This window comes from Citreicella sp. C3M06 (assembly GCF_018860705.1).
Taxonomy (GTDB): domain Bacteria; phylum Pseudomonadota; class Alphaproteobacteria; order Rhodobacterales; family Rhodobacteraceae; genus Salipiger.
Genome location: NZ_JAHKQA010000081.1, coordinates 5504 through 17694 on the forward strand (window position 1 = coordinate 5504; position 12191 = coordinate 17694).

Genomic DNA, 12191 nt, shown 5'->3' on the forward strand with positions numbered 1-12191 from the left:
CTGCGATGTCTGTGCGGGTCAGCTATACCGACGGGTTCAACACCGCCGAGAGCCTTACCAGCGCGGCCACCGGAGCTGTGCAAAACGTCAACGATGCCCCGACCGGGGCCGTGACCATCAGCGGCACCCCGGAGCTGAACGAAATCCTCACCGCGCGAACCGGGACCATCGCCGATGCCGATGGGCTTGGCAGTTTCAGCTTTCAATGGCTTCGCGACGGCGCGCCGATCATCGGCGAAACGGCGCAGACCTACACGACCACGGCCTCAGATGCCGACGCCCAGCTGTCGGTCAGGGTGCAATATACCGATGGAGGCGGCACGGTTGAATCTCTGGTCAGCGCCGATGTCGCGGTGATCTCGAACAGGCCCACACCGGGCCCAGACGATCTGATCGGGACGGCTGGCGATGATTCAGTCGATCTGCTGGGTGGCGACGACAATTTCGTGGGGCTTGCCGGCAATGACACCGTCTTTGGGCGCGGCGGGAACGACACGATCGCTGGCAGCGAGGGCGACGATTCCCTGCGCGGAGACGGCCAGAACGATTCCCTGATCGGTGGCGCTGGCAATGACACGCTCGGCGGCGGCGGCGGGGCCGACACGATCCTCGGCGGCAACGGCAATGATCTGGCCTTTGGCGGCGGTCTGGGCGACCGGATCTTCGGCAATGGCGGCGGGGACACCTTAAGCGGCAATGGCGGCGACGACAGCGTGTTTGGCGGAAACGGTAATGACAGGGTCAACGGTCAGATCGGCAACGACCGGCTTCTTGGTGGCGCCGGCTCCGATATCCTTCGTGGCGGCACCGGGGATGACAATCTTTTCGGCGGTACGCAAAACGACCGGCTGTTCGGCGAGGCCGACAATGACACGCTGCAGGGCGAAGGCGGCAATGACAGCCTGTTCGGCGGCAACGGAGCCGACCTTCTGCTTGGCCTGATTGGCAATGACATTCTTGGCGGCGGGGCTGGCGCGGACACCCTGCGCGGCGGCACCGGCACAGACACCCTGGACGGCGGCACTCAGGCAGACCGGCTCTTTGGTGAAGGCGGCAATGATGTCATACGGGGCGGCGCCGGGAATGACCTTCTTGGCGGAGGCGTAGGCAATGACGAGCTTCGAGGTCAGGCCGGCAATGACACCCTGACGGGCGCGGGGGGAAACGACACGGTCCATGGTGGCTTTGGCGACGACACGCTGAATGGCGGGCAGGGCGAGGATACGTTCATCTACAATGCCGTGGATGGGCATGACATCATCCGGGATTTTCAGGACGACATCGACAGCATCCAGTTGGGCAATCGCGGATACACCCTGTCGCTCGACAACGGCAATGCCGTGCTGAGCTTTAGCGATGACAACAGCCTGACGATCGAGGGAAGTTTCACCAGCATCGCCCAAATCGAAACCGCGCTAGAGAACGATATCATCTAACTGTTCAGACCCGGCATTTGGTGGATCGGATCGCGAGTGAAACGATCTGACTCTGATGTCCGGATTTTGCAGATGTATTCGTAAGGCGTGAGCCCGTTGAGGGTCTTGTTCTGCGGGCAAAATTAGACGTCGGTGAGGTGCGTGCGCGGCTGGCCGAGTCTGGTCATGGCTGGCGTAATGATATCGTTTAACGGTCGTGTCTTTGTTCGTGCGGTTCATCCGCTCAACCTGGCCGCCCCTCGGGCAAACAGTCGCCGGGACTGTTTCCTGTTGCTCGCGGCTCCACGGATGGGTCGGCTTGGTGAGCCGATGCTCGATCCCGTTTGGCTTGCAGATCATATCAAACCGCAGCTGCCTGGATGATGCTGTGTTCCGATTGTGGGGCTGCTGTTCGAATTGGCTGCCGTTATCCATTGCCCGGCAGTTTATTGCGTAGCAATCAATGAGAGGGGGTGAGGATCGTATGGATGCGATAGGGAATGACCTTCAGCAGGTGCTCCAAGACCTGCCACGCTGTCTTGCGATCCGCTTTGTGCACCAGTTGCATGACCGCGAATTCGCTGGTCCTATCAATGCCTATGAAGAGATGAAGCTTACCCTCCACCGTCTGAACTTCTGCGATGCCTCCTCTCGTGCATGTGGAAGAAGCCGATGGGGTAACGCTTGAACCTTTGCCGCTTTGGCTTTTCCCCGTCGGCCTCCGGCAGGCGCGAGATCCCATGTCGCTGAAGACTGCGATGCAGCCCTGACCGTGTCTGATGCGGGATAGACGGCTGTAGGGCATACCGGCAATCATCCAGCGGCAGCAGCGTGTGCTGCGCGAATGCAACGATCATCGCTTCTTCTGTCGCAGTCAGGACAGGTGCGCGCGGCTCCTTCGGCCAGCGCTTGCGATCCTCGAGCGACTGCCGCTTCCGCCACTGCGCGACCGTCTTGGGTTTGATCCCAGGCTCTTCGCTCCGTTGGGCGAGCGACGCTTGCCCCTCTCGGGATCATGCTTGCGCATAACCCTGCCGGGCAGTGGATCGCTGTATAGCAGCTCTGACGGCGTGCGTGCCCTCTCATGGTTTGCTGTGCAAACCACTGCCGGGTGACAGTGCGTGGCGCTCCCGTGACGAACTTGTCCCATAATGCTTCCTTCCAAGCCTGAAAAAGGATCACACCATCAAACCGCGGGATCAAACAGGTCGTGGCAGAGGCCTTCCGCGAGAAGCAACCCAAGCTTGAGCCCTTGTCGGATGACTCGCGTGATGATGTTATGGCCCACATGTCGTTCGCGAGAGCACTGGACCCAGTTCGCCTCGACCAATCCGCTGGAAACGGTGAACCGAGAGGTGAAGCTGCGCGCCGCGGTCATTGGGATCTTTCCCAACGATGCTGCCATCGTCCGTTTGCTCGGCGCCCTAATGCTGGAGAGCAACGACGAATGGGCTGTGGCACGCCGATACATGAGCCTTGAAACCCTGGCTCGCGTCACGGACAATCCCACAGTCAGCTTGCCCGCCTTGGCTGCCTGAGAGACCCTGACCTCTCAGAAGGTCGGCGCTCCTACACCAAGCAGCGGGACGTCACCAAAGGCTCATCCGCCTTGCTTCTATCAGGAGGCTGGGACCAGGCCGCAGATACATAAATTCGGGAACTCTCGGCGGTGAAAGCGATTATTGTGGCCACCGGCGCGATCCGCCCACCCTCACGCAGTTTCTGACAAGGGGCGTCGTGCCAGACATGCGGCCAAGCCCGCAGCCCTTGTCATGCCAGTCTTGCGCAGAGCGATTTTAAGGGTGATTTGCGGCCACAGGGGCTTTCAGAGCCGTGGCCTCAGATCGCAGGCCCCTTGCTTGCGGCGATGTGGCTGGGCGCGCGGTGTCGCCAGATCGATGATATGTCCCGCTGCATACAGGCCTTCAGATATTTCCTCACGTTGACACGTTGACACGTCGCCGCGATGCGCTCCTCGCGTAGTCGATCCGCCGGGACAAAGCGGATGGTCTCCTGCGCCGCACTGGTCAGACGGGCTTGCGGCGGACGGAGTTGACCAGCGTGTCCGCCGTGTCCTTCGATGTTGCGGATGTCTTGGTCGTCCTCGCGCCCTGAAGGTTGCGAACAACCAGACATGTTCGATTTTTCAGATCCTCGAACCTGCCGCGCCCCTGTTGACTTCAGCTGCTCAACACGACGCTTGTTCATACGGATCCTCGGGACATTGTCGGGCATTGCGTTGCCGCGCGGTGCTCAGACGCGGCTGTGTCGCGGTGTCGCCGGGATCAGCGTGGGGGCAGACCAAGCATCTTGCAGACGAAAACTTTTGCCGGCGATCCCCGGCGCTTCAGCGCCGCGGTAACGTTCGATCAAGCCGTGGTTTTTTGCCTTGCCGGGGCGACTGCGCATATCGGCCAGCTGTCATGCTAAGGCAAATGCTGCCGGCGGTGCCATCGGCGTCGGATCACGGCGGCCGCGACCGCCGTGATCTGCATTAGGCGGTGGGGCGCTGCCCGACGAACCGTCCAGCGCCTTCGGCGGGCAGGGCGGCGTGATCGGCTGCAAGTTTCGAGAGGGCATCGGCAACATGCGCTTCGGGCTCGCAGGCACGGCGCGCCTCAAGATCAGTGTGCAGCAGCAAGGTCTCAATCGTCGCAGCCAGAGTGCCATCCCCCCGCCAGATCCGATGCAGCAGGTGAAGCTTCTTGCCAGCCCCGTTGAGCACCTGACTGGTGATGGTGATCCGGTCCCCTGCATGCACCTCTTCAAGATAGCGGACATGGGATTCGACGGTGAAATAGCTTTTGCCGCCCGCCACATAGGCGGCATCCGCGCCGATCAGTTCCATGAAGCGGTCAGTGGCCTTGGATGCGGCTTCCAGATAATGCGTCTCGTTCATATGGCCGTTGTAATCGGTCCAGCTGGAGGGCACCTGACGGCACGCCGTCACCGGCAGGCCTTCGCGCCGCTTCGGCGCGGCCAATGCCGCCTCATGCGCGCAGATCACCCCGGCGGCACCAGACCCCGAGCGTTTGAGCGCCCGCACCATGCCGACGATATTGTCATCGCGCAGGCGTTCCAGTTCCCGGATCGAAAGATGCCCCGATTGCGCATCCGATTGCCCCGCGATCAGGTCCACCAGCTCGGGGGTGAATTCGGGGACATCCATCAGCTTGGTCCAGGGCCAGCTGAGCGCGGGACCGAACTGCTTCATGAAATGCTTCATCCCGGCCTCGCCGCCCGCGATGCGGTAGGTCTCGAACAGGCCCATCTGCGCCCAGCGGATGCCAAAGCCCATGCGGATCGCTTCGTCGATCTCCTCGGTGGTTGCGACGCCGTCTTTCACCAGCCAGAGGCTCTCGCGCCACACCGCTTCGAGCAGACGATCTGCGATATGCGCATCGATTTCCTTGCGCAGGACAAGCGGGAACATCCCGATGCTGCGCAGGATCTCTGCCGCGGGCGCGGTGCGCTCCGCCGCACCAACCAGTTCCACCAGCGGCAAGAGATACACCGGATTGAACGGATGGGCGACGATTGCGCGCGCACCTTGCGCGTTCAGTTCCGAGGGCTTGAAACCCGATGTCGAGGAGGCAATCACCGCGTCTGCGGGCGCTGCCTCGGACAAGGCACCCAGAACCTTGTGCTTGAGTTCAAGCTGTTCCGGCACGCTTTCCTGCACCCAGTCGACATCCGCGAGTGCGTCGGCCAGATCGCTGTGGAAGGTCAACGTTCCTTCGCTGGGCAAGGCCTTGTCATACAGCGCCGGCAGGGCGATGCGGGCATTGGCGATCACCTCGTTGATCTTGCGCGTGGCGTCGGGGTCGGGGTCGAACACCGCCACATCCCAGCCGTTGAGCAAGAACCGCGCCGCCCAGCCGCCGCCGATCACGCCGCCGCCGACAATCGCCGCTTTCAGCCTCCGGCTCACCGGGGCGCTCATGCAGTCACCGCCTTCGGGGCGCGTTTGGTCAGGCCCAGTTTCGCGCGCACCTCTGCCGGGCCGATCACCTTGGCGCCAAGCGCCTCGATGATCCCGACAGAGCGCTCGACAAGCTGCGCATTGGTCGCGAGCTGCCCTTTGCCGAGCCAAAGGTTGTCCTCAAGCCCGACGCGCACATTGCCACCCGCCAGCACCGACGCTGCCACAAACGGCATCTGATCGCGGCCAAGGCTGAAGGCAGACCATGTCCAGTCGCCGGGCACCGCGTTCACCATCGCAAGGAAGGTGTTGAGATCATTGGGCGCGCCCCACGGCACCCCCATGCAAAGCTGCACCAGCGCCGGGGCGTCCAGCGTGCCTTCCTCGACCAGTTGCTTGGCGAACCACAGATGGCCGGTGTCAAACGCCTCGATTTCCGGTTTGACGCCCAGCTGCGTCATCATCGCGCCCATGGCCCGCAACATGCCGGGGGTGTTGGTCATCACGTAATCGGCTTCGGCGAAGTTCATCGTGCCGCAATCAAGCGTGCAGATCTCGGGCAGGCAGTCGGCAATATGCACCATCCGCTCACTCGCGCCGATCATGTCGGTTCCCGCCGCATTGACGGGAAGGGGCGCTTCGGTCGGGCCGAAAACAATATCGCCGCCCATGCCCGCCGTGAGGTTGAGGACCACATCGACCTCGGCGTCGCGGATCCGCTCGGTCACTTCCCGATACAGCGCCGGATCGCGCGAGGGGGCGCCGGTTTCAGGGTCGCGCACATGGCAATGCACGACAGCCGCGCCGGCTTTTGCCGCGTCAATCGCGCTGTCGGCGATCTGCTTGGGGCTGCGGGGCACATGCGGGGAGCGCTCTTGCGTCGCGCCCGAGCCGGTCACCGCGCAGGTGATGAAAACCTCTTTGTTCAATGTCAGTGGCATGGGGTCTCCTATGTCGCGGCGCCTGTTGTCTCAGCCTGTCGCGATGGCGGGCTGCGGCGGTTCCAGTGGTGTTCAAGGGTCAGGGTTTGCGGTGAACCTATGCTGGCCATCCCCACAATGATGGTTCTATCATGACGGCAGATTGCCAGATCAGGACAAAATTTGATGACCAATGTGACCTTTCTGCTGTTTGACGGGTTCTCGAACATGGTGCTGTCCTGCCTGCTCGAGCCGCTGCGCGCGGTGCGTGATCAGGGGCAGGCCGATCTGCACTGGCAGATCCTGAGCCCGGACAACGGGCCGGCTTGCAGTTCGAGCGGGCTGAGCATCACCCCTGATGGCCGCACCCACGCGCCGCAAGCCGGCGATCTGCTGATCGTTCTTGCGGGCTACGGGTTTCGCGCCCATGCCCAAGGCGACGGGCCAGCGGTGATCCGGCGCTTGTCGCGGCACGCGCAAGTGGTTGTGGGGGCCGATACCGGGGCATGGTTGCTGGCCAGCGCCGAGTTGATTTCGGACCACCCCGTCACGCTGCATTGGGCGGTGCTGAACGAATTCGCCGAGGCCTTCCCGCAGGCGCAGCTGCGCTATGAACGCTACCTGAAAACCGGCCGGATATGGAGCTGCGGCGGCGCATCGAGCGCGCTGGACCTGATGCTGGCCTTCATCGCCGAGAGGTTCGGCCCCGCGAGCGCCTTTTTCGCATCGACGATGTTCCTGCATGACGCCGAGCGCCAGCAAACCCATGGCCGCGGCCCGGGGCGATTGGCGGGTAAGGGCACGGCCAAGCTGCGCCAGACCGTCAATCTCATGGTGGAAACCATGGAAACACCGCTGACTCTCAAAGCCCTCGCAGACAAGGCGGGGCTGACTGTGCGGTCCTTGGACAGGTTGTTTCAGGCCGAATTGGGCATGGCGCCGGGGCGCTATTACCAGCTGATGCGCCTGTCACATGCGCGGGATCTGGCGGCGAGCACCGAGTTCGACCTGCGGGAGATCGCTTTGCGTTGCGGGTATTCGGATGCGTCGGCGCTGAGCAAGGCCTTCAGCCGCGCCTTCGGTCATCCGATCCGCAAATCGCGCGGCAATCGTCCGCGATAGGGGCGCGTTATCGGGCCAGATCGCGGATCGCCTCGACAATCTCGGTGAATTGCGCCGCCAGCTCCGGCGATCTGGCGCGCGCGCGCAGCCAGCCATGCACCGTGCCGATCTGCGTCACGCAGAGCACATCAGCGCCCGCCGTCTTTGCCGCCTCGGCATAGCGCGTCGCATCATCGCAGAGCGGATCGCATTGCGACGCAAACAGACGCGTCGAGGGCAGGGCGCGTAAATCGCCGCTTGCCGGCGTGGCGCGCGGATCGTCAGGATCGCCGCCCCGAGCCGCCGCGCAGACCGCCAGATCGTCACGACTGAGAAGCGGCGCGTCGGCATGAATGTCAAAGCTGCCGCCGCGCGGTTCATAGCCAAGCAGCGGATAGATCAGGACTTGGCCGCGTATCTGTGTCGCATCGATCGGCCAATCGGCGAGCGTTCCCAAAAGCGCGGCGCAAAGAGTGGCTCCGGCGCTGTCTCCGGCCAGAACGACAGGGCCTTGCGCGCAAACCGCCTGCACGACCGCAGCCAGATCGTTGTAGGCCGCAGGGTGCTGATGTTCTGGCGCAAGGCGGTAGTCGACTGAAATGACCCGCAATGCCGTCCGATCGGAAATCTCGGCACAGAGGTCATCGTGGCTGTCCAGATCCCCGACAACAAACCCGCCGCCATGGGCGTAAATCACCGTCACGGGCCGCACATCGGTCGGGGCATCCCCGTAAACGCGTACGCCAACGCCTGATATTTGCGTGTCGAAAACAACTAGATCCTTCGGCCGCCCCAAGTGCATCTGCGCTGCCATTCGATCATATGCGGCCCGCACGGCGGCCCAGTCGTCCGCAGCGAGCCCAGACGGCGTCAATGCTTCGGACTCTGCGATAAACGCGCGAAGTTCGGGGGATAACACCGCCGCATATTCCATTGAGGTCTCCTTTGGTATTTTCCGCGTGTCTAGCGTGGCCCAACCGGCGTGTTGAGGTGGCTGTTTTCGGTTTCATATCGGGGGTCCTGTCGCCGATACAGGGGCCGCACCCGTCATGCCGAACGATTTGCGCTTGATGGAGTCATTTTGTCGGGACCATGGTCAAGGAAAAACGGGTCGACAAGCGGCCTGTCCGGCGGTGTTGCACAAAGGCTGGCCGGGATTCAGATCACGAATCCCGTAGGTTAGATCGGTGGCCTTTCGAATCCGTCTTCCCCCGCTATCGAACCACGCACTGGTCCAGCTGCAACAAGTCGCCTCGGAGCCGGGGTTCGCTGCTGGTCTGACGGCGACATGACGTGGCTGGCGAAACGGGCCGACAAATGCGGGCGACCAAAGACAGACTCTGATGCTGCCATCCAGTTCTGCCTGAGCGTGAAGGTGTTTTTTGGTCTGCCATTGCGGCAAATATCGGGGCTGGTTGTCAGCCTGTTGGAAATGGCGGGGCTTGATGGATCGGTGCCAGACTAGAGCACGCTGCGTCGGCGCCAGAACCTTTCGGTTTGTGGAACTCCAGTCCGGGGAATGTGCTGTTTTGCCTGCGGGCTCGACTCCGGCCGTAGCGGCCCGGTGTCGTCTGCGATTATGAGGGCGCAGGGCATGGGGGGCGATGTTGCGGAACGGCACGGCGAAACGGGTCATCCCATCGGTGTTGGCTGATCGACGATGCCGCGTCGGGCAGGGCATACGCCGCCTAGCGCCGCCGCAGTCATGCAGGGCTGTGGCGGCGCCCGCACGCCGGATCTGAGCAGCTAAGTTGCGGCAGTCTCGTCAGGACGTCCATATCCATGACGTATCCTCGGGTGTGAGGCCGACAAGCAGTATGGAAAACTGATCCGTCACCAGCGTAACCCCAAGTTCACCCGGTATCTCGGAAATCTCGGAGAGGGGCGTGCCGTAGATCTCGATCGTGTCCTCATGAATGCTAAAATCCCGGATGGTATCGGATCCGCTGCCGCTGGAAAACACGAACCGATCGGCCCCTGTCCCACCCCAGAGCAGGTCGTCTCCGGCACCTCCGACAAGCATGTCCTCACCAGAGCTGCCATGCAGGGTGTCGTCGCCGCCGCCTCCGAAAATCGAGTCGTTCCCCGCGCCGCCCCAGACATAATCGGCGCCCTCAGGGCCAGGCTGGGCGCTGTCGGTGTACAAATCGTCGCCGCTGCCCAGCCATGCACGATCCGCGCCCTCGCCGCCGCGGAGGCTATCGTCGCCGTCGCCGCCCCAGAGCTCATCGTTTCCGACGCCCCCCATGATGCTGTCGTCGCCGTGATCGCCATAAAGCGTATCATCGCCTCCGCCCCCGTGCAGGGTGTCGTCTCCAGCCCCGCCCCAAGCCATGTCAGCCCCGTAAACGCCGCCCTGCTGCGTGTCGCTATAGAGATCGTCCCCATCTCCGAGCCAACTGCGATCTGCGCCGTTGCCCCCGCGCAGGGTGTCATCGCCAAGGCCTCCGTAAAGGCGATCCGATTGCGTGTTTCCCAAAAGCAGGTCGCGACCGGCGTTGCCAAGAAGGCTGTCCGCGCCTTCGCCGCCGACAAGGGTGTCATCGCCTTCGTTGCCCCAGACGAGGTCTGCGCCGGCCCCGGCCTCGACGAGGTCTGCCCTTGGGCCGCCGACAATGTGGTCGGCCGTATCGCTGGGCAGCGCCGCCTCGTACCAGCCGCGATCCGCCAGATCCTGCAGGATCAGCCGGGCCACAGACTCGGCGGCGGACTGGCTGATATGCCAAAGGTCCATCGGTGCGGCAACGTAGGTCTCTGCTGGCAACCTCTCTGCGTCCAGCGGCAGGGCTTGCGTCCAATCGATCACATGGCCGGGCCAGCGCGCAGCCATCTGCGAGGCGATGGTCGCAGCAAGACTGCCGGTCCCGGAGGATGTCGGGGAACCGTAGGGCAGGATCGGCGGCAGAATGACAAACCTGCTGTGCCCGATCGCATCAATCGCGCTCTGAAGTTCAGCCAGATAGCCATCAATATCATAGGCACCATTGCTGAAGCGCAGACCATTCCAGCTGCCATCCCAGATCACCGTCACACCCGACAGCAGGTCGCTGTCTTCGGGGCTGGTGATACGATCCGCGACGCCTTGCATGGTCGATGATCCCACGGCGGTGCTTACCACCCCGTAGGGTCCGACCAAGGCTGAAATCTCTGCGGCAAGGCTTACGCCGCTGGCCCCCGCCATCAGACTGTCGCCCTCTAGCCTGAGAAACTGTTGTGAGGGCATCGGCCATGTCCAAGCAATTCAAACCGTTGCGAGGAAATGTTTTTCGACGCGAGCTGTCAAGCAAAACAATGCCCTGCTGAATCGCGCTGGCGTGCCCCGAGGGCCGTCGCCTGTGCGAAAGACGCCGGGCGGATGATTGCCGATGAGGGGCTGGCGACTCGACGTCGAGTCCCTGATCGTTGCCAGCGTGGCCTGACGCCCGATGCCATCGACAGCCCCGGCCAGCAGGCCGAAGCCGCGCAGAGCCTTCATCAGGCGTTCAATGAAGAGGAAGTTTTCAGCGTTAAGAGGGCGGGGCAGCCACGCCCAGACATGATGCCGTGACCGGGCTGACCCCGGATGCGGCGGCTGGCTGCCTCATATCGACGCTTTTGATACAAGCCAGTCTTGCGATCTGACGCGGGGCAAACGTCGGGGCGGGACCCATCGCAACGTGACGCGGCGAAATGGCCTGTGCGTCCAGGGGAAAGACGCACAGGCCTCGTCGGTCCGTGAGTGCCGGAATTGCGAGGGACGGGTATGTCGCAGCATCACGATCCCGCCGTATCCAAACGCTAGCACAACCAATAAGAGTGTGACTATGGTAATTTTCGCGCATACGCGGATTTCCGCGCGGCGCAATTTACTTGAAGCTGCGGCTGTCCTTGATCTGATCCCAAGCCCAGACCACCTCTTGCAACTGTTCTTCCTGACTGCGATCGCCGCCGTTCATGTCCGGGTGCAGCACCTTGATCAGCGCCTTGTAGGCCTTGCGCACATCGGCCTTGGTCTCGGCCCGTTCGACATCGAGGATCTCCAGCGCCCTCTTTTCGGTCGGGGGCAGGCGGCGGCCACCGCCGGTCGGCGCATTGCGCCCCGGGTTGCGCGTGGCGTTGTCGCCCAGCACCTGATGCGGGTCTTCGATGCCAAGCCGGGCCCAGGCGCGGGCCTCGGGGTCGCGGTAATCCTTGGTCTTGCGCTCCCACACCTTGTCGGAGCTTTGCTGCGCGTTCATCTCGGCTTCGGTCTTGCCGTCAAAGAAGCTCCAGCGCGCGTTATACTCGCGCACGTGGTCCTTGCAGAACCAGAAGAAGTCATCCAGCACGTCGGGCGCCTTGGGGGCACGGAATTTGCCCGGCTCGTTGCAACCGTCATGGTCGCAGATGCGGGTAGAGGTCTCCTGCTCGCCGGTCATCCCGCGGCGGCCCCGCGGGTTCTTCTTCTTAGAAGACTTCACCGACATATCGAAACCGAAGGGGTCGCTTTTGCTCATGGTCTTACCTTTTCGACTCGGACGAGGGAGTTTAGACAATTGGACGACGGATTGAAGAGGGCAGGAGCCGAAAAGTGACGCGAGCCGAAGAAATCGAAACCCGCCTGCGGGCGGCGTTCACCCCGACAGAGCTGGTCATCCGCAACGACAGCGCGCAACACGCCGGACATGCCGGGGCGGATGGCGATCCCACCGGCGAAAGCCATTTCCACGTGCGCATGCGCGCCCCGGCCATGGCTGATCTGAACCGGCTGGCGCGCCATCGGGCGGTGCATGGCGCGCTTGGCCCGGATCTGACCCGAGATATCCACGCGCTGTCGCTCGATCTCGACGCCTGAAATACGGGGCATCGGTTCGC

The 12191-nt window shown here is 62.9% G+C and carries 10 protein-coding genes and 3 pseudogenes; 6 read left to right on the plus strand and 7 right to left on the minus strand.

Annotated elements, in window-relative coordinates:
* A partial coding sequence (locus tag KO516_RS19575; RefSeq protein ID WP_371742116.1) for a calcium-binding protein occupies nucleotides 1-1436 on the plus strand: 1436 nt, incomplete at its 5' end.
* On the opposite strand, the pseudogene KO516_RS24420 reads toward KO516_RS19575, so the two are convergent.
* Nucleotides 1433-2425: pseudogene (locus KO516_RS24420) on the minus strand (IS481 family transposase); the annotation flags it as partial. The gene KO516_RS19575 and the pseudogene KO516_RS24420 sit on opposite strands and share 4 nt — an antisense overlap.
* Nucleotides 2426-2622: 197 nt before the next feature.
* Between KO516_RS24420 and KO516_RS19580 the strand changes: the two are divergent.
* Nucleotides 2623-2953, plus strand: a pseudogene (locus tag KO516_RS19580) (transposase); the annotation flags it as partial.
* Between the two features lie 301 nt (nucleotides 2954-3254).
* Here the strand turns inward: KO516_RS19580 and KO516_RS19585 are convergent.
* The 3 genes from KO516_RS19585 to KO516_RS19595 form a co-directional block, all read right to left on the minus strand.
* Entirely contained in the window at nucleotides 3255-3623 is a 369-nt protein-coding gene (locus KO516_RS19585) for a hypothetical protein (RefSeq protein WP_216005482.1), read from the minus strand.
* A 286-nt stretch (nucleotides 3624-3909) separates the two neighbouring features.
* Nucleotides 3910-5358: a carnitine 3-dehydrogenase gene (locus KO516_RS19590; RefSeq protein ID WP_216005483.1), complete on the minus strand. Its 1449-nt coding sequence runs from the start codon at nucleotides 5356-5358 to the stop codon at nucleotides 3910-3912.
* The gene (locus KO516_RS19595) at nucleotides 5355-6278 is read right to left on the minus strand and encodes a 3-keto-5-aminohexanoate cleavage protein (protein ID WP_216005484.1); all 924 of its coding nucleotides are present in this window, start codon (nucleotides 6276-6278) and stop codon (nucleotides 5355-5357) included. The genes KO516_RS19590 and KO516_RS19595 overlap by 4 nt, the downstream gene beginning before the upstream one ends.
* A 165-nt stretch (nucleotides 6279-6443) precedes the next feature.
* On the opposite strand from KO516_RS19595, the gene KO516_RS19600 reads away from it, so the two are divergent.
* Nucleotides 6444-7379 (plus strand): GlxA family transcriptional regulator, encoded by a 936-nt coding sequence (locus KO516_RS19600; RefSeq protein WP_216005485.1) that lies wholly within the window; start codon nucleotides 6444-6446, stop codon nucleotides 7377-7379.
* A 7-nt stretch (nucleotides 7380-7386) separates the two neighbouring features.
* Here the strand turns inward: KO516_RS19600 and KO516_RS19605 are convergent, their stop codons facing one another.
* Entirely contained in the window at nucleotides 7387-8061 is a 675-nt protein-coding gene (locus KO516_RS19605) for an alpha/beta hydrolase (protein ID WP_216005486.1), read from the minus strand.
* A gap of 509 nt (nucleotides 8062-8570) precedes the next feature.
* Between KO516_RS19605 and KO516_RS19610 the strand changes: the two are divergent.
* Nucleotides 8571-8820 (plus strand): annotated as a pseudogene (locus KO516_RS19610) (transposase); the annotation flags it as partial.
* A 303-nt stretch (nucleotides 8821-9123) separates the two neighbouring features.
* Here KO516_RS19610 and KO516_RS19615 read toward each other — a convergent pair.
* Nucleotides 9124-10581, minus strand: coding sequence for a calcium-binding protein (locus KO516_RS19615; protein WP_216005487.1), 1458 nt, complete (start codon nucleotides 10579-10581; stop codon nucleotides 9124-9126).
* A 132-nt stretch (nucleotides 10582-10713) separates the two neighbouring features.
* Here KO516_RS19615 and KO516_RS19620 point away from each other — a divergent pair, with 132 nt between their 5' ends.
* Nucleotides 10714-10905, plus strand: coding sequence for a hypothetical protein (locus KO516_RS19620; RefSeq protein WP_216005488.1), 192 nt, complete (start codon nucleotides 10714-10716; stop codon nucleotides 10903-10905).
* A 298-nt stretch (nucleotides 10906-11203) separates the two neighbouring features.
* On the opposite strand, the gene KO516_RS19625 is transcribed toward KO516_RS19620, so the two are convergent.
* Entirely contained in the window at nucleotides 11204-11833 is a 630-nt protein-coding gene (locus tag KO516_RS19625) for a J domain-containing protein (RefSeq protein ID WP_216005489.1), read from the minus strand.
* 74 nt (nucleotides 11834-11907) lie between these two features.
* On the opposite strand from KO516_RS19625, the gene KO516_RS19630 reads away from it, so the two are divergent.
* Nucleotides 11908-12171, plus strand: coding sequence for a BolA family transcriptional regulator (locus KO516_RS19630; RefSeq protein ID WP_216005490.1), 264 nt, complete (start codon nucleotides 11908-11910; stop codon nucleotides 12169-12171).
* The last annotated feature ends 20 nt before the right edge of the window (nucleotides 12172-12191 follow it).